This is a genomic window from Peptostreptococcaceae bacterium, from assembly GCA_016649995.1.
Taxonomy (GTDB): Bacteria; Bacillota; Clostridia; order Peptostreptococcales; family BM714; genus BM714.
This window is the reverse complement of sequence record JAENWJ010000025.1, coordinates 1-22,982: the sequence shown is the minus strand read 5'-3', so window position 1 is coordinate 22,982 and position 22,982 is coordinate 1. Positions and strand designations below refer to the sequence as shown.

Here is a 22,982-nt window from a genome sequence, read left to right as displayed (position 1 = left end):
GGTCCCATGTATTGTATATCATACGAACAATTAAAGTTTTTGTAGAAAAGCCCTTTAAAACGCATTGCCGCTTCTATTTCGAGTATGGGCCTTTCCTTTGCATACACTTCTATCAACGCATTCCGGCCGTTTAATCGGACGGAAAAATCCTCTATGTTGTTGTTTACCGCGCGATCCATTTGCTCGGCCATTTTAAGGAAAATAGACAGCTTCAGAATTCTCTTGATATCTTTATTTGAAAAAAGTGTGCGGTACTCCTGCATTTTTTCTTTTATGTTGTTTTCTCTGTGATTTCCTACCAGAAAAGCGACTATCAAATGTTCGTGATTTGTTAGCCCATTGATTTTCCCATATATGAGAAGATACATTCCATGCAGGTTATGGTCGTAATACTCAATATGCATTCCTATGTCATGAACAAGAGATGCTATTTCAAGCACCTTCCTGTCATTTTGATCGAATGAATGAATTCCTTTAAATTGGTCAAAAAGTCTCAATGCCAAGAACCTTACCTGAGATGCATGTTTAGGTTTAACATCAAATCTTTTCATTGTATTCTCGCAGCTGTGGGCAAGAACATCTCCAACCACCACAGGCAACTCAGCTTTTTTAAAATACTTTTCATAAAAAAAACCATTTCTAAGTCCATTCCCGCTGATGCTTATACCTATTGAACCCGTAAACTCAAGTAGAGCCTTAAGTGGAACCATTCCCATAGTTATAACATCGGCTCGCCTGCTGTTTATTCCATCGACAAACCCCAAATCCTTGTCATCCTTCTTGAATACAAGTGAAAAAACGCGTTCCACTTCACCGTGAGTCATTCTGTAGTTGTGCATGTTTTTTATGGGATAATTGTTAAAACCACGGTCGATTTTTCCAATTGCCCTTATTGTACCTCCAAGTCCTATTACACGAAGTCCTTTTAATTTATAAATCCATTTTACCTTGCTCATTTCTCCCTTCACATATTGGAATGCCTCATAAATACGCTCCCGCTTGTTTTCAATCCCGCCAAACATTTCCGTCAGTATAACCGAACCGAAAGGAAGGCTTATAGATTCTTCGATGATGCGATCCCTAACCCATACAATTTCCGTGGATGCTCCGCCTATGTCTATTATTGCGCAGTCCTTTACGTCAATAGAATTAACAACCCCCAGATAGTCGTAGTAAGCTTCTTCCTTTCCGGTAAGTATTTTTAAATCAAACCCGACTTCCTTCCTAACCCTTTCAATGAATTTATCACCGTTCTTTGCAAGCCTTACGGCCGCAGTCGCGACAGCATAGATTTCTTCAACATCCGTAACCTCAATAAGCCTTTTAAAATACCTAAGCGCTTTTATTGTCCTCTCAACAGGGACTATCTTAAGCCTCCCATCCTGCGTAAGGCCCTCGCTTAGGCGGACCATCTCCTTAGCAGAATCAAAAACACTATATCCGCCACGCTCGTTTATTCTCATTATATTCATTCGTACAGAGTTTGATCCGAGGTCAATAATCGCCATTTTTTTCATGTTATTTCATGCTTCCTTTCAATCTTTTTATAAACTCTTCATTGTCTTCATATTCAAGATTTTTAAGTATTTCGTGGGCGCAAACTCGATTTTTCTTTCCACTTTTTACTTTGCTGTATTCTCCATCACTCTCCATTTGCCAAGACCTTTGATTGTCTGCAAGATAGAGGTCGAGAATAAGACGAATACGTTTAGCTATGCGGTTGTCTACAATTGGAAACAAAAGCTCAATACGACGGTTAAGGTTTCGCGTCATCCAATCAGCTGACGAAAGGTATGTCTCGGGATGACGATTGTTGTGAAAATAGTAAATTCGAGAATGCTCTAGAAACTCCCCTATGATACTTTTAACCTTTATGTTCTCACTCATACCCGGAACTCCCGGTACTAGGGTGCATATTCCTCTGACAATCAGACGGATTTCAACTCCTGCATTTGATGCTTCATACAGCTTGTCTATAATCCCTATGTCCACAAGCGAATTCATTTTGGCTGTTATCAAACCCTTTTTGCCATTTTTCGCATTCCGTATTTCCCTGTCTATCAGTCCATAGAAATCTTTTCTTAGCGTATATGGCGAAACGCAAAAGTGTTGTGTTGCAATCTGGCTGCTGAATCCTGAAACCATATTAAAGAATATCGTTGCATCTGTTCCTATGTCCTCGCGGCATGTCAAATATGTCATATCCGTATATAGCTTGGCCGTCTCGTCATTATAGTTGCCGGTTCCAAGATGCACATATCTCTTTATCTTCTTCATTTCCTTGCGCACTACAAGAGTAATCTTGGAATGGGTCTTAAGTCCATATATCCCGTATATAACATGCACACCTTTTTTCTCAAGCTTCTTGGCCCAGTTTATGTTGTTTTCTTCATCAAATCGGGCCATCAGTTCAACCAAAACCGTTACCTGTTTCCCTTGGTCTGCAGCATCTGAAAGAGCCTTAATTATTTCAGATTTCCCGCTGACCCTATAAAGGGTTTGTTTTATCGCTAAAACCGAGGGATCCATGCTTGCATTCTTTATGAAATTTACTACGAAATCAAAGCTGTCATACGGATGGTGGAGAAATATATCCCCATCTCGAATCGTCTTGAATATATTCTTCTTTTTCATGAACGGCATGACTTTGGGAATAAACTGTTCACTTTTCAGATTGTTCATCTTTTTGGGCGGTTTGAATGAAAACCAGCATGTCAAATCAATCATGCCCTTTATAAAGTATACTTGGTTTTTTTCTATTTCCAGAATTTTTTCAAGCTCGGCGCCAATCCATTCATCAATGCCGCTTTCGATTTCAAGGCGAATTGCATCGCCCCAACGCCTCTTTTTAACCGCCTCTTCTATAACCATAAGAAGATCGTCCGCTTTATCCTCAATTAAATTCAAATCAGCATTCCTTGTCACCCTAAAGACACTGCTACCCAAAACCTTTTGCCCGACATATAGTTGATCCATGAACTTTGTTATTACATCCTCAAGCAATGCGTATGCAAGCTCCTTAGAACTCTCAATCCTGACGAAGCGATCAAGAACATCAGGAACTTCTACGATAGCCAGCTTGAACTGCCCATCAACCACCAATTTTGAAACAATGTTCAAACTCTTGTTTGGCACGAATGGGAATGGGCGGCCAAAATCAACTGCCATTGGTGTCAATACAGGGAAAACCACGCTGTCGAAATATTCCTTCAGTTCGTCCATTATCTTCCCGTTGAAATCTTTTTTCTTTAATATTCTTACCCCCTGCTTGGCAAGCTCATCAAAACATTTCGATGTTATCCTTTGCTGTGTTTTCAAAAGCCCTGTTACATTTTTATTTATGCTTTCGAACACTTCCTCAGGCAGATACCCCGAAGCATCCGGGGCCGAATAGCCGGCAATCATCTGCTCCTTGATTGACGCCACACGCACCATGAAGAATTCATCGAGATTGGATGAAAAAATCGCATCGAACTTGAGCCTTTCCAATATCGGCATTGCGGCATCCTCAGCCCTCTCCAATACACGCTCATTGAATTTTAGCCAACTGAGTTCCCTATTTAAGTATTTATTCATCGTATTCACCTTCCACCAATCCCGGAACAAGTCCGAAAGCGCTTATGAATTCTTTTGCACGATTCTCAAAATTCCATTCCTCAAGTGTTATATCCGTCGATTTGCTCACCATTATCCTAAACTCGTCATCGGTAACTTCAAAACCTTTTATTTTTATTTTCTGCTTCTTGCTCTTGTCGAGAGCATCGGCAATGGAAAGTATTGAGGATAATTTCAGTATCAGGTTCTGGTCGCTTTCTCCGAGCCTTTCAATGCTCGCTCTTGAGGATTGACTGTCCTCAAGCATCTTGCATATATACGCAACAAGCATCATCTCATGATAATTAGTACCCATTATGCTTAGATTTCTTATTTTATGGAAGGATGCAGCCAAGTAGTCCTTCGCCCTAGTAAACTTGCCTATTTCATGTAAAATAGCAGCAAGGCGCATAAGCAATTCATCTCGTTCATTGAATGAGAAATGCTTCTTCAGTTCACCCATTATTAGCATCCCGTTTTTTTCAACCTCTCTACAGTGACGGGTGTCGCTCTTGTATCTAGCGCTTGCATTCCTTGCAAGTGAAATTACATCATTGTTGAAAACCTTGTACCTGTCAAGTCCATGGTCCTTCTCAACCATTTCCGCAATCATTCCATCTCTTAAATTGATTTCAGGAAAAACGAGAGTATTTGTCTTGACCAACTTCAGGAATATTCCGTAAACCAAAATGCAGGATACAAATTCATACCAGTCCATTCCGTAACATTCAATCTCCTTGCGAAAACGCAAATGATCCGTCATCACCCTGTGATGGACCGACTCGAAGTCCAATCTGCTTATTTTTTCCCGCTCATCGAATAAACACCGTTTCAATGTGCCTGTTTCTCCGCCGAGCATCAGAAAATTTTCTATCCTGCGCCTTTTGATTATTCTCCACATGTGACCCGTGCGTGATTCTATTAACTCAGCAATAATCTTGGGATAATTTACGTTTCTATCCTCGATTTCCTGCATTGTATTCTTTAAAACCATCGTTCCAAGTATGAATTCTTCATTAAAAACCAACTTGTTCTTGTTATAGATACTCACATCACAGCTTCCGGAATTCAGCTCAACTAAAATAGAGCTTTCCCGAATTTCCCTATAGTCGTCAAGGTTGTCTCTCATCGATTTGTATGTTAGAAATTTTTCTATAGCATCTTCAATTATTTCAACCTTTATTCCTGACCGCATAAGCACAATCTCAATCACATTAAGATTGTTGTTTGCCGTGCGCATGGCTCCCGTGGCTACGGCCCGATACATATCCACATTGTACGAATCCATTATTTCCCTAAATGATCCCATAATTCCAATTATTTCCTTGACTGTTTCATGCTCAATATTGCCATTAGCAAATACATCTTCGCCTATATTTGCGGTCTTTGCTATGTTGTCGAGGACAACTATTTTCTTGTCTATATACTGAACTATTTTAAGCTTGAGTGTGTTCGATCCCACATCGATAGCGGCATAGGTTGTTTTCATTGCATTCTCCATCCTTTCAAATATGATAAAACGAAAATCGGTTTTCAAGATTGTTTCCATTATATAACATAATGTTTACTTCTTGTTCCTTCTGAAACGGAGCTTCAGTTCAAATAATCCTTTTTCTATGTTAATACTCGTTTTTCCCTCCATTTTATCGAAGTATTCCTTCACCCTTTTTGTTTCCTTAGCGCTCAGCTTGTCTTTCCCGACATATCTTATTTCCTTAAACAAGCTCCTGTTTACATTTATGTCATGAAGCCTTCCTATTTCACTATGCATATCCTGTACAAGTCTTAGGCACTCCATATCCATAATAAAAATGCCGAGCTCGATAAGGTACTTTACCGTCTTTCCTCTGATTCTCATTCGATGTAAGGACTCAACATCATCAATCTCTGCCAAACGCACCGAATCCCCGTACTTCATCATAACATTCTCTGAGCCTATAATTTGCAAATTGGCATTTTCTAAAATATTCAAAAGCCTTTTTTTCATTTTTTTTATTTTATTGTTTTCAGTTAAGCCTCTCACATCTCTCACCAATTCCGCGAGCATATCTTCGTGTATGTTCTCTATGCGCTTCTCCAGCCAATCAAGCTTTCCTATTTTAATCACGTGCAGCCTAAGCACATGGCATTCTCTCAAATCCGAATATTTCTCAAACAATTCTTTTAAATTTTCTTCGAATGGTTTGATGGTTTTGCTTTTCATCGTTTTTAATATGGCTCTTATTTTTCGTATTCTAATTCTGGTTTCATGTACAAGCTCAGCATCGGCATCACCCGAAACGGCCCTTTCCAAATGTCTCTCCAAAGCTTCCCATTCTTCCAGCAATATTTCAACTGCACTCTTCCCGTCAATGCCGAGCAGCAAGCATTCCCCTTTTGAAATCATTTTGCATCTCAGCTTTTCCACTTCATTAATATTGCCACCGAATTCAGCGTTATGAGAAAGGCAATCCGCATCCTTAATTAATTCTGAATAAACATCGTCAATCCTATTTTTCCGCCTATGATTTTCAATAGCAGTTGCAACTATTCGAATTATCTCTTTGTCAAAAAATAATTCTTCAAGCATCCTTTCTGCTTCTTTCTTGCCCTTTTTTGCATGCTTTTTACCCTTGAATCCGTATTTTATTCTTGCAATATCATGCAAGCATGCTATAAGAAAAGCAATCTCCAAATCAAGATTTCGCATTTTTGCCAACGCCAATGTGTTTCTTTCCACATCTTCAAAATGCATCTTCTCAAAGTCATCTTCGGCCACAAAATCTCTTATTATATTCCGCAAATCTTCAAGTGTTTTATTTTCCATATTTTCTCACCTTTCCGCACATTATACATTATACCCAATCAAGAATATGAAAAAACAAAACAACCCTGAAATGACTTTCTTGTCAGGATTGTTTTGTTTTTTCCATCGTTTCCGTAAAAGTAATATTAAATGAACCGGATACTCTCCTGCATTTATTACTAATCGTGTACGATGAATGATACCTTGGCATTGACTCGATACTTGACAACCTTGTTGTCTTCTACAATTGCCTGAAAGTTTCCGATGTTTACAGACTTGATATTGTCAACAGTCTTTGCAGCCACTTTAACCGCCTCCTGCGCGGCCGCTTCCCAGCTAGTTTCTGATTCCGACAAAAGCTCAACTACTTTAAGAATCGCCATTTTTTGCCTCCTTTTCTTTTACTTTTGCAATAATAGATTTTCGTCTACCACTATATCTTAACAATAATATTCTTACCCTTAAGTTATTCGGATATTCAATAAAAAATGTGATATTTCCAATTTCCGCAGTTTATGTATTAGAAACACTCGCTCTTTACTTTTTGTCAATCACATTTTTTATTAAGAACATAGAAACCCTCATCCTTTTTTTGAGTTATTCTCATTATATCCATAGAAAGCAGACTTTGCCGTAACATAGTTTACGCAAATTACAAAATTAACATCTTATGCTATAATTGCACTACACTTTATTATTGTTCAAATGCAAAATATCAATTCGGATTGAAAACAATTATAGGAGAAAAAATCTATGAAAGAAATACTGGTTTTGGGATAGCAATGCATGAAAAGCTCCTACTATCGTGATATGGTTCAGGCGATAGTAGATGAAATGGATTTGGATATCAATGTCGAGAAAATCATCGATCCCGATGAAATAGAGAAATACGGCGTTGAGGTAGGCTGTTCCAATTCATATTGCCCAGGTTGCAGCTTCGTTAACATAGGCAAAGAAGAGCAGTATACGCCTGCGCTGGTCATAGACGGAAAAGTGGTTGCCTATAGTAGCTTCCCATCAAAGCAACAGTTTGAAGCTTTGCTAAATAAAAAGAGAGCATTTTAGCTCTCAATTGTACTGGCATATAATTAATGAGTTCTTATTTCATTTAACCCTTCCGCATTGTCATTCAGATATATTTCGTAGCAAAACCTCAGTTTTCTGTGATAGTCCAACTCTACCAAATCCGCTGGTTTGACGCTGCCGTCAGCTTTATCGAAGTATTCCAATCCCGCATGTTTCAGCATATTATAAACGAATTGCGAGCAAAACATTATATTTGGTCTAAGCGGCTTCTTGATTACGAATCCAAGCATATTATACGAGCTTCCACTTTTATTTATTTCCTTGACCTTTTCAATAAGTTTCGTCTTTTGCTCCCGTGTTACATCCATTTCGTAGACTATCAGTGATGAATCATCCTTTTTATTGAAAAACTCAATCATCTCTCTATTTAGTCCCGGAGGATATATCTTCTCGCCGCCATTATAGCTTATGATAGTTTCTAAGTCTCTGTCAAAAGCGAGTGATGCATGGTTATATTGTTTTTTAGTAAACACAGAAATAACCTCGCTGGCTGCACTCCCAGTGTTTGAAATCACGATATAAATATGGAGATCCGTCAGACTCGATTCAGCATCCGAAAAATACGCATCCGTCAGCGATCCTCCGTTGAGGTATTGTATTACGCTATGTCTCGGCAGTTCTCCCGCAATTTCAATCAATCTTTCAGTGGTCAAGGACTTTCTCAATTGACCCATTTTTTCCAACCTTCCCAAAATTGCGTCATTGACATCACGAAGTTGTGCAAAGCTCATGGTGTTGAACTCCTGAATAGAAGGTAGATAAAATTCAGTATAATTCTGGATTGTCACATAATATTCTAGTAGATATGGCAACGATACTACAAACACACCCAATGCGTTGTTTAGCATATTGATTGCATTGAAACTTGAAACTACATGCATATACCGCGCAAAAAATATCGTCTGGGCAAATACCAACAACATGTATAAAAATATAAGAAAGAATTTGAACCGCTTCTTTGATTGAATTCTTACAGCACGTAATATCATTATCCAAAAAACCAGATGCGATACTATGATAAACAGCAACGAGTCTCCATACGTTATAAGAACCAAGACCAACAATATCTTGCTTATCTGAATCATTAATTTAAATTGTTTTATATCGTTCATAATTAAAACCTTTCACTAAATAATCTTCATTCTATTTTGCCTATCAATGAACTATATCACATGCTCCCACAGAGTTCAAATGTTTCCCTTCCCCCCATAATAATCGGCACCGGCATTAATTATTGGCTCCTGCGCACCATCAAAACAGCCTTGTTTTTTTGTTTGTAAAAAACTCAAATGCGCATTTGAGCAACTGATTTTTATGAAAATGCTTCTGTTGCTTTCATGATATTTTCACTTTTCGCACCGTAAATCTTTCGATTATGTTAAAATATATAAGTGAATTGTTTCAATCAAATACTATCTTTTACAGGAGGATATAATGAAAGACTTGAAAGGCACAAAAACCGCAGTAAACTTAATGACTTCTTTTGCAGGGGAATCCCAGGCAAACATGAGATATTCATACTATGCATCGCAAGCGATAAAAGACGGTTATGTTCAAATAAAAAATATTTTCGAAGAAACCGCCGGCAACGAAAGAGAACATGCAAAAAGGTTTTATAAATTTTTGAGAGACAATCTGCAGGAAGAAGCAATTGAAATCACCGCAGCTTTCCCTGTCAATTTAGGCGACACTAAATCCAATCTTAAAGCCGCTGCAAATGGCGAACATGAAGAGCATACGGATATGTATCCCGAATTTGCAAGAATTGCCGCCGAGGAAGGCTTCAAAGAAATATCAATAATCTTTCAAGAAGTTGCAGAAGTAGAGGAAAGACACGAGAAAAGATTTTTAAAGCTTCTTGAAAATATTGAAAATGGAACTGTATTCAGTAAAGAAGAACCCGTGGAATGGAAATGCAACAATTGCGGTTATATTCACAAAGGAAAAGCAGCTCCTAATAAATGTCCCGCTTGCGACCACCCCATTGATTACTTTGAGGTCTTTGTTGAAACATACTAATATTAATGAATCTAAGCTCTCATCGGAAATCCCTTTGAGAGCTTTTTGTTTGCCTAAATATTTTTTTCGCATAAATCATATAGAGGACATCCGTCACATAATGGAACCTTTGTGCAAAATTGCTTTGAATGCTCGACAATCAAAGCGTGATATCTGCTATATATGTCAATATTCTTTTCAACAACACTTTCAATCCTAATCCTAAACTCATCATAATCGACCGGCACATCAAACCCAAGTCTCTTGAAGAACCTTCTGGTATATGTGTCAATAACAAAATAAGGCTTTTTAAGGCTATATGTCAGAATGCAATCCGCAGTCTCTTTTCCTATGCCATCCACATTCAGCAATTCTTTTCTCAAGGCCTCAGCATCTATTTCCATTGCTGCTTCAATTCTAAAATCATAACTTTGAAACCAAAGGGTCAAAGCTTTTATCTTAATCGCCTTTTGATTATAGTACCCACTAGGTTTAATAAATTCAGCCAATTCTTCGGTTGCCATCTTTGTGATTTTCTCAGGAAGAAGATTTTCCCCCAAATTGGCAATCGCCTTAGCCGCATTTCTCCATGTTGTATTTTGAGTTAAGACTGCCCCAACCATCATCTCATAGTCGCTGTCGGCAGGCCACCAATTGAGATCGCCATAGTAACCTAACAGCATATTATAGACAGTGCTGATTTTCTCGAAGCGAATAAGTTTTTCTTTTATTTCCAGTCCGTGCGCAAATCCTGTAAGCTTCCCATTTGAGCCAATCACCCTATGGCAGGGAACAATCAGTGGAATTGGATTCTTGCTGTTAGCCATTCCTATGGCCCTCGCGGCTTTGGGATTCCCGATTCTAACGGCAATATCCTTATACGTGCAAGTTTCGCTGAATGGAATTTTGCCAAGTTCTTTCCATACCTTCTTTTGATAAGTGGTACCCGCTGGGTTCAACTTGATGCTGAAATTTTTAAGCTTCCCAAGGAAATAAGCATTTATCTGCACAATTATCTCTTTAAAAAACTCATTGTTGTAAATCCAATTATTTTCTATTTCAAACACCCGTTTTCCCTTTGAAGTATCAAGGTGCAAATGACTGAGTCCACTCTCGTCACCCACAAGGATTATGTCGCAAATATGGGTTTTCATTATTGTATAGTACATCTACTCATCCTCCCCTACATTTTATTATTCACACTTTATATAATCTCTTCCAAAACAGCAATGATTAATGATAGCCTTACATTTTCATTATACAGCTTGATCTTATAACTAATGCACGAATATGTATTTTCGTATTCCATTTTGCGCAAACAAAAAGAGCATTTCTGCTCTTTAGTCATTTAACCTTGTCAAATGGTGGATTTAACATATTATTGATTCATTTTCTACTTGTCGAACAATCCTCCACCTTTTTTCGTTTTGATTGCTTTGCTATTGCCTCCGGCCTTATTGTTCTCTGCTTTTTTTCTAAAACCTTGCTTTGCACTTGTCTGTTTCTTTTCCTCAATCAACTTTTTCATCCGTTCGATTGCATCTTTGTCCATGTGATTAACTCCTTATTATTCTATTTTTCTTTTCTATTTGCCAAAATACATATTCCTTATATTAATTTGCCTTTTATCTATATGTCTTTAATACACCGTTATCTATTATAACATATTAGCCTTATTAAATTCATGCACAATGTTTTCCATGCAAATCATTGCACATTACATATAGAATATAAATCAAAAGTGTTTATGCTAGAACCAAGGTAACAAAAAAATATTTTTATTGGAAGAAGGTGTTTCAATGCTTAATAAAAAAGATATTCCTGATCCTTATTCTTATTCAGTCATTTATTATTCATGCTTACAGGCAAGCAAATTGAGTTGTTCAATTACAGGAATTTCTTCAATCTAAAACTCAATGATTTTTTCTTTTTATACCGATAGTTTCCGTTGCTTTTGGCAATACCCAATGCTTAAATCAACAATCTGTCTAAAGTAATTTGATCAATTTCTCAAGCTCTTTAGACAACACTTTTGCAAGCTCGAAATCGCCATCTTTTAAAGCTAATGCTATCTTCTTTTCCACCAATCTTTTCTTTTGTTCTATTTCCAAATAGTTTCTATCAAAATGATTCGAATAAATCATCTTTTTAAATTTAGCCATACTCATTTTTCTAATATGCTTGTCTTTAATAATCAAAACATAATCCATACAGTTTACAATCGAATAATAATCATGAGAAATCATTATGATCGCACCTTTATATTCTTCCAAGGCATTTTCTAAAACCATTTGTGAATATGTGTCTAAATGACTCGACGGTTCATCAAGAAGCAACATATTTGCTTTACTATGTGAGATTTTAGCCAATTGAAGCATATTCTTTTCTCCGCCGGACAGGGATCCTATATTTTGATTAATGTCTTCTTCTTCAAATCCATAGCCTGAAAGATATGACCTAATCTCCTGCAAAGTCTTAAATCCCGCATCAAAGAACTCTTCGACAATTGTATTTGATTCATCTAGTATTTCTCCTTGAACCTGAGATAGATAAGCCAGCTCGACATTATCATTCATTTCAATAGAATCACTATCGTTTTTAAATATCGCCCTTAATAAAGTAGTTTTCCCGGTTCCGTTTGAACCTATAAGCGCCACTTTATCATTAGACTTAATCTCAAAATTAACATCTACTAAAAGCGTCTCATCAAATGAAACACAATAATTATTTACTTTTAAAGCAATGGACTCTTCAATTTCATTTTCCATATCCAAACTGATTTCAGGTTGAATATTATCTAAGAATGGCGCATTTGTTCTACTCTTTTCCAGCCTCTTTTGAATTTTAACTCTAGCTCTTAGCGATTTTCCTTTTGCAGCATCAGATTTATATGTTGTGATGTACCGTAGCTTATCGATCAAAATCTCATTACGGAGCATTTCTTCATCATCGGCAAAGGCTAGTTCTTGCATTTCGATTTTGATTTGAAGCAATGAGAAGTTATAATCCATATAGCTTCCGTCAAACTCTTGGATTTCCATATTCTCAAGATGTAAAATTTTGTTAAAACAATGGTTCAACAAATATCTGTTATGCGTAATAATCAACATTGTTCCTTTATGAGCATTAATTAATTTCTCTAGTGCGTTAAGATTTTCAAAATCCAAGAATGCATCCGGCTCATCCATAATTATTAAATCCGGGCTTGTCAGCATTTCTTTAATAACTTGAATAAGTTTAAATTCACCACCACTAAGTTCAGATACTTTTAAATCTTTATGCTTAATTAGGAATGCAAGGTTTAGTTTATTATTAATTCTTATTTCAAAATCATTTCCACCAATTGCATCAAAAGCTTCTAATGATTGCTGATACTTTCCAAGCAAAATATCCGTATCCGAAGAGGTTTCCATTTCAGTACAAACAGATGCTATTTTATTTTGTAAGGTAATATATTCTTCCCCTATATATTCGAAAACTGTAGTTTCTTTTATTTTGTCTATATTTGAGAACTGACTCACGTACCCAATTCTACAATTCGGGTCCATCTCTAACTTACCATCAAACATATACCCTTCCGGATCCATAATTATATCCATCAGTGTACTTTTTCCACTGCCGCTTCTTCCTATAAATGCGCAGTGCTTATCATCTTCAAGTTCAAATGAAATCTTATTATATAACTCTTTTTGCGGATATGAGTAAGACAAGCCATCAACTTTTATCATAATTTTACCTTTCTTTACTATTTAAAAAGAGCCTATAAAAACAAGCTCTTTAATATATAATCTTTCCAATCGCAATGATGCAATTGACTATTATTCAGTTTGCATTCTTTTTAGGTTTACCGTTGACATATTAACACTTTTCATTGATAATTACAATCATTAAATGTTAAAAATTTCAGTACATACTGCATCCTTAATTATTCTATTTGACCATATCTTATCTTTAATGAATTTCAAGCATTTCTATTTAAAGTTTTATATTTTTCTTGTATTTTTCTTGTATAATAAGATAGTATAGCAGAAAATAAATTAACTCAAGGAGCAACTTAATGGACAATATGACTATGATACTTATTGGCGTAACAACAACTTTAGTAATTGGCGGTGCGATTGCATTATATTATTACAGAAAACGAAGCCTGACTAAGTTATTTGACCAGGTTTATGAATCCTCAAAACAAGTCCCTAAACAGAAAAAGACCCGTTTCTTGTTGCTGATGTTTATAGAAACCATGTCGGCATCAAAGAAAAAACCAAAGAAAAAATCAAAAGAAAACTCAAAATCGACTGCCAGCGTAAATAAACTTAATAATCCCAAATACCTTGAACTTCAATTACTTAAAATGTCTAAAATTCTTAAAAGCGGACCAAAAGGTCAAGATAAAAAGACTAAACAATCACTTCGTCTACTTAAAGATTACCTGGCATGGGAAAAAAAACAGAAAGCTATTAATATTAAATAAAAACAAAATTAAACGACATAAAAAATTACAAAACAATAAGTGAAATCAAAATCCCCTCTATTCGAAAGTGACCAGTTCATTTCTCAAATAGAGGGGATTTTGATTATTGTACAAATATGAAAATCTTTGCTCCTGCTACGGTTTGTTAAAGATAGGAATATTCGCCGCATGAGGTATGATAGTTAATTCATAGCTATTTGATTTATGAAAATGGAATAGCACTGTTACTTCCTGTCTAAATGGGTCATTCGCTTAAGCCTGAAAAAATCCTCCCTTTCTCTTTCTTCGAGAACCTCCGTAATATTTTTAATCATTTCCGCATATTTCGGTATCTGGATTTTATCGAGAGCGTTGGCCCTTTTGCTAGTCGACTTAATCTCTATAGCCAATCTAAAGACAGAATTTTCTATTTCCGCCGTCCTATACAAAAGGTTTTGCACTTTTTTCATTTTTGTAACGACGATGTCAAGTGCCGGATTTGTTCGATAAAAACCATAGGTCGGTTGAAGCGCCGAATCTTTGCTCTTTAGAAAAGGCATTTCTACGCCCATGACGCTTTTAGATAAGATAGTGAATTCCTCGTTTTTCGGTATCGAAAAGGCAATTTCTTCAACTGCGCCGACCCCCATGGTCAGTATAGCCAATTGGATTGCAGCATAGGTCTCCTTGAAAATATTATCAATCTCCTCCTGAAGCTTTTTCACTTCATCAATCATGGACATCATTTCTCTAATCAGAACGTTTCTTTTTTTGTCCAAGAGTTCATAGCCCTTTTTCGAAAATTCGAGCATTGTCTGGGCCTTTATGAGATTCGCCTTTGTTGGCGTTAATTTTTCCATGATATCACTTCCCTAAATATTTATCTATCATGCCATCGTCAAGCCTGTCAAGTTCTTCTCTAGGCAAGATCGACAGAGCTTTCCATCCGATATCAAGACTTTCAACGAGGCTCCTGTTTTCGTCAAACCCCTGATTGATGAAAACGCCCTCGAAATATCTTCCGTATTCCATATAGCGCCTATCCGTTTCGGAAAGATCGTCCTCCCCAATAATCTGCGCCAGGGACCTAATATCCTGCACCTTCGAATAGGATGAAAATAGTTGATTAGCCAGATCCGGATGATCCTCCCGGGTATATCCCTCACCAATGCCGTCCTTCATCAGCCTGGAAAGAGAAGGCAAAATGTTAATTGGCGGGTTGAGGCCGTTGTTGGACAAATCCCTGGAAAGCACGATTTGCCCCTCCGTTATATACCCCGTCAAATCCGGGATGGGATGGGTTATGTCATCATTGGGCATGGTAAGAATTGGCAAAAATGTGATGGATCCTTTTTTGCCCTGAATCATTCCGGCTCTTTCATAAAGTGATGCCAGATCGGAATAGAGATAGCCCGGGTATCCCTTCCTGCTCGGGACTTCCTCCCGGGCTGAAGATATTTCCCTCAATCCCTCGCAATAATTTGTGATATCCGTCATGACGACCAATATGTGCATATCCTTTTCAAATGCCAGAAATTCGGCGGCTGTCAAGGCGCACCTCGGCGCGCTCAGCCTTTCCGCAACAGGGTCGTCCGCATAATTCATGAACATGACCACATTGCCGATGGCGCCGCTCTCTTCAAATTTTTCTTTAAAGAAAATGCCGTCGTCCTTTGTGATTCCTATGGCCGCAAAACATATGGCAAATTTTTCTTTGCTGTCGACGGAGATTTGAGCTTGGTTTACAATCTGGGCCGCCAACTCCTTATGGGAGAGGCCGTTGCCGGAAAATACCGGCAGCTTCTGACCCCTTATCAAGGTCGTCAAAATATCGACGGTGCTTATGCCTGTATGTATATAGTCTTTGGGATACTTTCTCGCCACAGGATTGATTGGCCGGCCGTTTATGTTGTATTCCTTTTCGGAAAAAACGGGTCCGCCTCCGTCTATGGGTTCTCCGATGCCGTTGAAGGCTCTTCCGAGAATATTGGATGCAAGGCTTAAGACAAAAGGCTTCCCAGTAAATCTCACGGAACTATTCAGAGTGCTCATTCCTGTTGTCCCCTGAAAAACCTGTGCTGCCACCAGATTTTCTTCGATTTTAATCACTTTTCCTAGTCTTTTTTCCTTTCCGATCTTGATTTCCAGTATCTCACCGTATTTTGCCTCAGGTATCCCTTCCAAAAAGATCAAAGGACCTTCTGCTTTGGTGATTTTTAAATATTCTTTCTGCATGTCCTCACCCTGTGTATTTAGACTTCAATGCTTCATAATATATCTCAATTTCATGCCTTAAATCTTCAATCCCTGACAAATCGTCATTCGGGATGTCGTATTTCATCTTGATCACCCGATTGAATATCTCCGGATTCTTAACTTGTGAGATGGGGATGCCCAGCTTTACACATCCACTCAAAATTTCGTTGAAATCGACAATCAGCTTAAGCATGGCGTATTGCTTTTCCAAGGGAACGTAGGTGTCTTCCTTGTGGAAAGCGTTCTGCTGGAGAAAGCCAATTTTAAAAATCCTGGCAATTTCAAGAATCAGACGTTGAGAATCGGGAAGGACATCCTCCCCTACGAGCTGCACGATGTCCAAAAGCTTGCTCTCTTCCTGCAGCAGTTTCAACATCCCGTCTCTGAGGATCAGTACATCCTCGCCCACATTCTCTTCATACCACTCCTTAAGAATTTTGATATAACCGCTGTAGCTAACCAACCAGTTGATTGCCGGATAATGCCGCGCATAGGCGAGTTTCTTGTCGAGGGCCAGAAATGTGTTGACATATCTTTTCGTATTCTCCGTCACGGGCTCTGAAAAATCTCCTCCGGCCGGTGAAACCGCCCCGATAATCGTAACTGATCCATAAACGCCCTGCAGAACCTTTGCGTAGCCCGCCCTTTCGTAGAATTCCGCCAATCTCGACGCCAAATATGCGGGATAGCCTCCCTCTGCAGGCATTTCCTCAAGCCTGCCGCTGATTTCCCTGAGGGCCTCGGCCCATCTGGATGTCGAATCCGCCATGATGGCAACATGATATCCCATGTCCCTGTAGTACTCCGCCATGGTGACTCCCGTGTAAATGCTGGCCTCCCTTGCCGCCACAGGCATGTTGGATGTGTTCGCTATCAGAACGGTCCTTTCCATGATTGATTTCCCCGATTCCTGATCGATGATTTTGGGAAATTCCTGAAGGACATCCGTCATTTCATTGCCGCGTTCCCCGCAACCTATATATATGATGATATCGGCATCGGACCATTTCGCCAGCTGGTGCTGGGTCATGGTCTTTCCCGTTCCGAATCCTCCCGGTATGGCCGCGGTCCCCCCTTTTGCGATGGGGAAAAAAATGTCCAATATCCTTTGGCCGGTCACAAGGGGTTTCATCACTTTCAGTTTTTCTTCCACTGGCCTGGTTTTTCTGACCGGCCAGGATTGAACCATTTTAATTTTATGGTTGTTTCCGCTCTCATCCTCTATTTCAAGCAACACGTCCTCCACCTTGTAAATTCCGTTATCTTTTATGCCGGTTATCTTCCCTCCGACTCCAGGCGGCACCATGATTCTATGCATGATGCGGGATGTTTCCTGAATTTCTGCCAATAATTGCCCCTCCCGCACTTCGTCTCCCTCTTTCGCAAGAAACCGTACTTCCCAAGAATTATCCAAATCGACAATCGAAAAGAGCCCGATTCCTTCAGGTATAAAGTCTCCACTCGTTTGATGGATTTTCTCCAGTGGCCTGCCAATGCCGTCGAAAATATTGCCCATAAGGCCGGGCCCCAGTTTTATTGAAAGGGGTTCTTCAAGACCGATGATGGTCTTGTTTATTTCCAGTCCTTCCGTTTCCTCATACACCTGAAGGGTTCCGACATCTCCCTCGATTGAGATAACCTCACCGATGAGTTTCTTCTCTCCGACCAAAACCATTTCCCTCATCTGGAAAGATGCCATACCCACACCCTTTATGACAGGTCCATTTATGTATGTGATTCTGCCTTCATTCGTTTTCATCATGTTCACCTATTTCATCCTCGATAATTTTGTCGATTAATCCGCCGATATAGCCTCTAATCTCGGAAAGCCCGCCATCAATCGAATAATCATATTTGATTCTGTCATCTACGATGAGATAAAACCCTCCCATCATCTCCCTGGAAGTTTCAATCTTAAAAGAAGTGGATGGCAGCAAGGCAATATCCTCCGCCCTCAAAATCACCCTCGAAGTTTCCTCAGGAGAAATTTCGCGGGATGCTTTTTTAAAAGAATCTCTCAAGTAAGAATCGTAATCTTTGCTTGAAACAAATTTCTTTACTTCCTCATGCAAATAGGCATCGAATGCTTCGATGGCCTTCGTTTTGTTGGCCAAAAGATTTTTCCGCACCTCGGTTTTAGCCTTTGCAATCATCCTGCGGCTATCCTTTTCCGCCTTTTTCTTCATCAACTCGACGAACTGAGTTTTATTCTTAAGCGCCTTTTTTCCCATTTCCTTGGAAATCACCGCATACTTTCCTTCAAGCATGTCGAGTTCACCTTTTTTTTCCTGAACGCTTTTTCCCGCAATCATTTTCTTAAAAAGTTCCAACTTGCTGTTTATTTTAATAATACGATCACCGCCTTATCAAAGCTTGATTCCAATGGAATTCTTAATATATTTCATGATATAGTCCCTGTCCCTCAATCCCTCCGGTTCAGGGACATGAATCAAGAGCTTCTTTTTTTCGGTAAGTTTCTTCTCCATGACATATTTCCTATTTTTATCGAAAACATTTTCAGACAAAATCACAAGCCCCGTATCTTCATCTTTCAGAAGGGCGTTGACCGCCTCCTCCATTTCCTCTTTTGTTTTTACTATTTTCCCGTCGATTCCCGCAAACCTCATGGTCAGAAGGGTCTCCTTCTTGTCGCAAAGAACAAAGGATTTCATCAGATTCTTCCCAAAATCAAAATGGACACGATGAGGCCATAGATTGCGATGCCCTCCGCCAAACCGACGAAGATCAATGTCTTTCCAAGGATTTTGGGATTCTCGGAAACTGCGCCCAAAGCTGAAGATCCAACACTGCCGACAGCGTATCCCGCCCCAATGGTTGCAAGGCCGGTGGAAAGGGCGGCCGCTATGAATCCTAATCCAGACGAATCGGAAGCCGATGGAACAGATGCAGTGGCAATTGGCGCCGCCTGTGCCGTTCCGGAAAGAGCGGCTATGGTTCCAACTACTATGATGGCGCCAAATAAGGAAATGTTGGCCCCCAGAAAAATTTTCAATTTTTTATTGGCTTCTTTAATGCCTGGCTGGGTGCAATAATAAAAGCCCAAACCGATGGTCGACCCTATAACCAAGGTACACAGTAAAACAATAATTTTCATAATTTCCCTCCTAAATTTTTACCGGTGCAAAAAGAACGCCTTCACCCTCGTAATACTTGCTGAACAATTCGTAATAGAAAAGCCTGAGTCCCTGTATGAATACGACAAGCCCCTCCAAACTTAGAATCACGAGATTGCCTAATATAAACATCAAAACATTCCCGAACCGGCTCCCCATCATCTCCGCCATAGTGCGGAAGGCTATGAATAACCCTACATGGTTCAAAGCGAATGCACCCAACCTTATGAATGAAATGCTATTGCTCAACATGCCAAGGAATGTCTCAAGAATATTGAACCCCCCTTCAACATAATATTCCGCAGGAGGCTCATCATAGATTGGTCTTACCTTCATGATGATTTTGCTAAGCGGCTGCTTCAAAACCATAAGCGTCACCGAACTCATGATCAAAACTACGGCCAACCATGTCGGGATTTTGGGGTTCCCTGTCGCCATTCCGTAAGCCACAAGAACCAGAAGCAAAAACAGCATCAATCCGTTCACCCCGTTTCGCCCGAATACCCCTTCCGCCATTTCCCGTCTCCTGACTTTGTTCAAGATGCTATATACATAGCTAATTGTCAGCAAAACCAATCCTGCTACCACGGAAAGGAGCAAAATCGTATTGATATTGCTGATTGGCCTGAGATAAATTGGCAACGGGATGAATTTCGAAATGATATTTTCATACCCGAAAAACGAATCATAAATAATTCCGAAAAGAATAGTGCCCAGCCCGATCCTCCACAAAATGCTCCCATAGATTTCTTTGCCTTTTTTCACCATCCATAGACCGGCAAGAACAATGACTATGCCTTGTCCCAAATCCCCGAACATGGCTCCGAAAAGCAATATGTACACCAATCCGAAAAATGACGTAGGATCTATTTCATCATGGGAAGGGACTCCGTACATGGTTACCAGGGTTTCAAAAGGCTTGAAAAAAAAAGAATTCTTGAGAAATGTGGGAATTACTATTTTATTGGTCACTTCTTCACTCGCCTTGAAGGTGACGATGGTGCCATCGTAGTTGCTAAAAACCTTATTGTATTTTTCCTCGTTTCCTTCCGGCACCCATGCAGACAGATAGCTAAAGTTTTGAGTCGCAGCGATATTTGTCTTTATGCCGTTTATTCTTTCCGCCATCAGTAGCTTCGAATAAAGCCGGTCAATCTCAAGATCATATTTATTCATGTAATCGAGAGCCGTCGCCCGGAGTACTTTAAGTTCCTCATTGAACTTCTTCTTGTCTTCTTCAATTCTTCTTTCCATTTCCATCGGTACCGACAGGTATGTCTTGTCTATTTCCAGCTCCATGAAATCCGTGCTTCGCAAAATCCTTCCCATTTCCACATCAAGAGTCTTCGGAGAAACGATTATGTAAAGTTCTTTCTCCTCATAGGCTCCCAAATGAAGGACAATCGCAAAGATATGCTCGTAGTTTTGGGCAATTTTTTTTCGTTTTTCCTGTGTGATGAATCCAAATTTTACAGTGAAAAAGTTCAGGTTGACAAGTTTGCTGAAATCGATGTCAATATTTTTGACCTTTTCAAGGTATCCTAAAGAATTCAAGTATTCTATCTTTCCGGTCACTCTTTTTGTTTCTTCTGTCAGATTGACAAATTTGCAGTGGAGATCGTCAACCTTCTCCTTCAATAACTCGAAGTTGTGCTCACCCAACATGTACTCATTGGCTATTTTCGGCCTGTGGTTGAGTCCCTTCAACAAGGCATCCATTTTGCTGATATATTCGCCGACTTCATTGTTCTCTTTCAGGACGACAATGTCCTCAATATCGAGAATTTCATCCGCATTTTCCTCTGTCATGCCAATGCTGAAATCGCTTTCCTCAATCTCCGTCAAAGAATCGGTAAATTGGCAACTTTCTTCCAATATCAGATCTCTCAGCAATTCGTCGAGGTGTTCATTCTTGCATACAATATTCATCATACAAAGTTTTTTAACAGCCAATTTACTCTACCCTCCTCAGATTTCTCACCAAGAAATCTTCTATTCCTTCATACCCGTACCTGATTCCCTCGTAAATCGTTATTAAATCCCGCATTTCATATTCGATTTTCATTATATAGACAACAGGTATGACAATCGACATTCTCTCTTTGCCTGCGGCATACTCCGTGATATTGAATAAATGCCTCTCCATGGCCACTTCCATCAAATATTCTTCGCCATCAAACATAAACTTGTAATCACCCTCGGAAATCAACTTCTTGTATTTCTCAAGATCCATATAGCACAATGCTTTCAGCTTTTCAAAATTGTACCTTCTTCCATTGTTTAATGTAAAATTGAAAAGTTCCTCCGAAGCGATTCCAAAAAATTTTCTGCCCCTGTAAATCCATTGTATGTTCAAAAGGTCGACATTAATCCCATAAAGCCGGAGGATTTTTTCCCTATCTTCAGCCTCAAGTTTTAATATCGACTCATGCAGATCGCTAAAATACGTCCGATCGAGAACCATCTCCATATAGAAGAGCATTTTCGACGGCTCTTCATCCATGTAGCCTTCAAGCTGGCTGTAGTACTTAGTATCCCTCAGAGAGTCGATGAACTCTCTCATATCCGACGCCTTGCCGACCATAGCATAGTCGATGCTTGAATACACATTGGAGTACGCAATATGATGCTTCAATAGAGAGATATCCTCATTCCTTGAAAACGCCCTCAGATAGAGTTTGATATTTTCGACCTCATATCTCATCATGAGGGTCTTGAAAAAAGCTCTGTATGCATCGACATAGAAATAATACAATTTGTCGATACAGCCCAGCATATGCTTTTTAATTAGGTATCCGACATTCTCATCCTGTTCTTCTGCATCAATGAAAGCTGCGGATAAATATGTATGCTTCCTCAAATAATCGATAAACTCTTTTTCGCTCTCCATGTCGAGCAACGCAAGATAGTCCCTATCTGCAAGAAGTCTCCCCGCCATCGCCATGGATTTGGCATTTGCCGCCGCATGAATCCTAACCATACCCATCAAATCACCTGACTTATTTCAGATTTAGTTTCACAAAAGCCTTTTCCTTCAGCATTTCCTTGTTTTTTCCCAAAAGTGCATCAAAAGCTTCCGCCTTTTGCCTTCCCCGAGTTAGAATGTTTTCCTTCTCCGCCGTCGCGCGGTCCATGATTTCGTCATAAACCCTCTTGCCTTCCAGCACCCGCTCTTTATCCAAAACTTCCTCTTTTCCCTTTAGAACCCTTTTCAATTCCTTTTCCTTTTCTTCAAATTTAGATTCAATTTCAGTCAGCTGCTTCGACATCTTTTCATCAATGTCAATAATCTCCGCAAGAACCGATTCTATGGTGTCTTTTTTCAGAATGTCCACCCTCTTTTTTAAAATTGATCAATGCGCCATTATGAAATGCAAGCCGGACAAGGACCGACCCTCCTTAGCTCCTTTCCAATCTATTCTAGCTAACCATAATATAGATACCCATAACTAATAGTTGGTAACAAAAACTCCGACGAAAATAATGGGATACAAACATCCCGCCAGATGCCTGTATCCCATTATTTGCCTTAAATTCCTTCTCGAGTTTAGAACTTAAAAATACAAAAAACTAGCCGTAACTATTGTAATCAGTTATTTTCAGGCTAGTTTTCATTGATTTTATTTGTTGTGTACTATTTCCTTTTTGTATTTCCTTATTTCTTCTAGTCTTACAAATT

At 39.1% G+C, this 22,982-nt stretch carries 21 protein-coding genes; 3 read left to right on the top strand and 18 right to left on the bottom strand.

Features of this window, described 5'->3' with window-relative positions:
• The 5 genes from JJE29_05880 to JJE29_05860 form a co-directional block, all read right to left on the bottom strand.
• Positions 1-1,517: Ppx/GppA family phosphatase (locus JJE29_05880; protein MBK5252145.1), on the bottom strand; the 1,517-nt coding region annotated here is incomplete at its 3' end.
• Position 1,518: 1 nt separating this feature from the next.
• Entirely contained in the window at positions 1,519-3,576 is a 2,058-nt protein-coding gene (gene ppk1, locus JJE29_05875) for a polyphosphate kinase 1 (protein MBK5252144.1), read from the bottom strand.
• Positions 3,569-5,083, bottom strand: a complete 1,515-nt coding sequence (locus tag JJE29_05870; protein ID MBK5252143.1) for an HD domain-containing protein — start codon at positions 5,081-5,083, stop codon at positions 3,569-3,571. Before JJE29_05870 ends, ppk1 begins: the two co-directional genes overlap by 8 nt.
• A 75-nt stretch (positions 5,084-5,158) precedes the next feature.
• Positions 5,159-6,400, bottom strand: a complete 1,242-nt coding sequence (locus tag JJE29_05865) for a CHAD domain-containing protein (GenBank protein ID MBK5252142.1) — start codon at positions 6,398-6,400, stop codon at positions 5,159-5,161.
• 158 nt (positions 6,401-6,558) lie between these two features.
• Complete coding sequence (locus JJE29_05860) at positions 6,559-6,762, bottom strand: dodecin domain-containing protein (protein MBK5252141.1); 204 nt, start codon at positions 6,760-6,762, stop codon at positions 6,559-6,561.
• A gap of 403 nt (positions 6,763-7,165) precedes the next feature.
• On the opposite strand from JJE29_05860, the gene JJE29_05855 reads away from it, so the two are divergent.
• Positions 7,166-7,444 (top strand): thioredoxin family protein, encoded by a 279-nt coding sequence (locus JJE29_05855; protein MBK5252140.1) that lies wholly within the window; start codon positions 7,166-7,168, stop codon positions 7,442-7,444.
• 23 nt (positions 7,445-7,467) lie between these two features.
• Here the strand turns inward: JJE29_05855 and JJE29_05850 are convergent, their stop codons facing one another.
• Positions 7,468-8,196: a hypothetical protein gene (locus JJE29_05850; GenBank protein MBK5252139.1), complete on the bottom strand. Its 729-nt coding sequence runs from the start codon at positions 8,194-8,196 to the stop codon at positions 7,468-7,470.
• A 703-nt stretch (positions 8,197-8,899) separates the two neighbouring features.
• Here JJE29_05850 and JJE29_05845 point away from each other — a divergent pair.
• Positions 8,900-9,484 carry a rubrerythrin family protein gene (locus JJE29_05845; protein MBK5252138.1) on the top strand — a complete coding sequence of 195 codons (585 nt, stop codon included), beginning with the start codon at positions 8,900-8,902 and terminating at the stop codon, positions 9,482-9,484.
• 53 nt (positions 9,485-9,537) lie between these two features.
• Here the strand turns inward: JJE29_05845 and JJE29_05840 are convergent, their stop codons facing one another.
• From JJE29_05840 to JJE29_05830, 3 genes are all read right to left on the bottom strand, one after another.
• A complete protein-coding gene (locus JJE29_05840) occupies positions 9,538-10,632 on the bottom strand; it encodes a methylated-DNA--[protein]-cysteine S-methyltransferase (protein MBK5252137.1) in 1,095 nt (364 codons plus the stop codon).
• Positions 10,633-10,856: 224 nt separating this feature from the next.
• Positions 10,857-11,015: a hypothetical protein gene (locus JJE29_05835; GenBank protein ID MBK5252136.1), complete on the bottom strand. Its 159-nt coding sequence runs from the start codon at positions 11,013-11,015 to the stop codon at positions 10,857-10,859.
• Between the two features lie 436 nt (positions 11,016-11,451).
• Complete coding sequence (locus JJE29_05830; GenBank protein ID MBK5252135.1) at positions 11,452-13,191, bottom strand: ABC-F family ATP-binding cassette domain-containing protein; 1,740 nt, start codon at positions 13,189-13,191, stop codon at positions 11,452-11,454.
• A gap of 329 nt (positions 13,192-13,520) precedes the next feature.
• On the opposite strand from JJE29_05830, the gene JJE29_05825 reads away from it, so the two are divergent.
• A complete protein-coding gene (locus JJE29_05825; GenBank protein MBK5252134.1) occupies positions 13,521-13,934 on the top strand; it encodes a hypothetical protein in 414 nt (137 codons plus the stop codon).
• 224 nt (positions 13,935-14,158) lie between these two features.
• Here JJE29_05825 and JJE29_05820 read toward each other — a convergent pair whose 3' ends face one another.
• Genes JJE29_05820 through JJE29_05780 form a run of 9 tightly spaced genes read right to left on the bottom strand, consistent with a single transcriptional unit; the run spans position 14,159 to position 22,638 of the window.
• Positions 14,159-14,776, bottom strand: a complete 618-nt coding sequence (locus tag JJE29_05820) for a V-type ATP synthase subunit D (GenBank protein MBK5252133.1) — start codon at positions 14,774-14,776, stop codon at positions 14,159-14,161.
• A 1-nt stretch (position 14,777) separates the two neighbouring features.
• A complete protein-coding gene (locus JJE29_05815; GenBank protein ID MBK5252132.1) occupies positions 14,778-16,148 on the bottom strand; it encodes a V-type ATP synthase subunit B in 1,371 nt (456 codons plus the stop codon).
• A 4-nt stretch (positions 16,149-16,152) separates the two neighbouring features.
• A complete protein-coding gene (locus JJE29_05810) occupies positions 16,153-17,928 on the bottom strand; it encodes a V-type ATP synthase subunit A (GenBank protein ID MBK5252131.1) in 1,776 nt (591 codons plus the stop codon).
• A complete protein-coding gene (locus JJE29_05805) occupies positions 17,915-18,481 on the bottom strand; it encodes a V-type ATP synthase subunit E (GenBank protein MBK5252130.1) in 567 nt (188 codons plus the stop codon). The genes JJE29_05810 and JJE29_05805 overlap by 14 nt, the downstream gene beginning before the upstream one ends.
• A 54-nt stretch (positions 18,482-18,535) precedes the next feature.
• The gene (locus JJE29_05800; protein ID MBK5252129.1) at positions 18,536-18,841 is read right to left on the bottom strand and encodes a V-type ATP synthase subunit F; all 306 of its coding nucleotides are present in this window, start codon (positions 18,839-18,841) and stop codon (positions 18,536-18,538) included.
• Positions 18,841-19,284 (bottom strand): ATPase, encoded by a 444-nt coding sequence (locus JJE29_05795; protein ID MBK5252128.1) that lies wholly within the window; start codon positions 19,282-19,284, stop codon positions 18,841-18,843. Before JJE29_05795 ends, JJE29_05800 begins: the two co-directional genes overlap by 1 nt.
• A 10-nt stretch (positions 19,285-19,294) precedes the next feature.
• On the bottom strand, positions 19,295-21,256 hold the full coding sequence (locus tag JJE29_05790) for a hypothetical protein (protein MBK5252127.1): 1,962 nt from the start codon (positions 21,254-21,256) through the stop codon (positions 19,295-19,297).
• 1 nt (position 21,257) lies between these two features.
• Positions 21,258-22,289, bottom strand: coding sequence for a V-type ATPase subunit (locus tag JJE29_05785; protein MBK5252126.1), 1,032 nt, complete (start codon positions 22,287-22,289; stop codon positions 21,258-21,260).
• A 13-nt stretch (positions 22,290-22,302) separates the two neighbouring features.
• Positions 22,303-22,638 carry a hypothetical protein gene (locus JJE29_05780; protein MBK5252125.1) on the bottom strand — a complete coding sequence of 112 codons (336 nt, stop codon included), beginning with the start codon at positions 22,636-22,638 and terminating at the stop codon, positions 22,303-22,305.
• Positions 22,639-22,982 lie beyond the last annotated feature (344 nt).

Coding starts and splice junctions, on each gene's coding strand:
- ppk1 (MBK5252144.1), bottom strand. CDS start 3,576: ATGAATAAATACTTAAATAGGGAACTCAGTTGGCTAAAATTCAATGAG.
- JJE29_05850 (MBK5252139.1), bottom strand. CDS start 8,196: ATGAGCTTTGCACAACTTCGTGATGTCAATGACGCAATTTTGGGAAGG.
- JJE29_05815 (MBK5252132.1), bottom strand. CDS start 16,148: ATGCAGAAAGAATATTTAAAAATCACCAAAGCAGAAGGTCCTTTGATC.
- JJE29_05860 (MBK5252141.1), bottom strand. CDS start 6,762: ATGGCGATTCTTAAAGTAGTTGAGCTTTTGTCGGAATCAGAAACTAGC.
- JJE29_05865 (MBK5252142.1), bottom strand. CDS start 6,400: ATGGAAAATAAAACACTTGAAGATTTGCGGAATATAATAAGAGATTTT.
- JJE29_05870 (MBK5252143.1), bottom strand. CDS start 5,083: ATGAAAACAACCTATGCCGCTATCGATGTGGGATCGAACACACTCAAG.
- JJE29_05840 (MBK5252137.1), bottom strand. CDS start 10,632: ATGTACTATACAATAATGAAAACCCATATTTGCGACATAATCCTTGTG.
- JJE29_05845 (MBK5252138.1), top strand. CDS start 8,900: ATGAAAGACTTGAAAGGCACAAAAACCGCAGTAAACTTAATGACTTCT.
- JJE29_05825 (MBK5252134.1), top strand. CDS start 13,521: ATGGACAATATGACTATGATACTTATTGGCGTAACAACAACTTTAGTA.
- JJE29_05810 (MBK5252131.1), bottom strand. CDS start 17,928: ATGAAAACGAATGAAGGCAGAATCACATACATAAATGGACCTGTCATA.
- JJE29_05830 (MBK5252135.1), bottom strand. CDS start 13,191: ATGATAAAAGTTGATGGCTTGTCTTACTCATATCCGCAAAAAGAGTTA.
- JJE29_05855 (MBK5252140.1), top strand. CDS start 7,166: ATGAAAAGCTCCTACTATCGTGATATGGTTCAGGCGATAGTAGATGAA.
- JJE29_05785 (MBK5252126.1), bottom strand. CDS start 22,289: ATGGGTATGGTTAGGATTCATGCGGCGGCAAATGCCAAATCCATGGCG.
- JJE29_05795 (MBK5252128.1), bottom strand. CDS start 19,284: ATGAAAATTATTGTTTTACTGTGTACCTTGGTTATAGGGTCGACCATC.
- JJE29_05835 (MBK5252136.1), bottom strand. CDS start 11,015: ATGGACAAAGATGCAATCGAACGGATGAAAAAGTTGATTGAGGAAAAG.
- JJE29_05805 (MBK5252130.1), bottom strand. CDS start 18,481: ATGATTGCGGGAAAAAGCGTTCAGGAAAAAAAAGGTGAACTCGACATG.
- JJE29_05800 (MBK5252129.1), bottom strand. CDS start 18,841: ATGAAATCCTTTGTTCTTTGCGACAAGAAGGAGACCCTTCTGACCATG.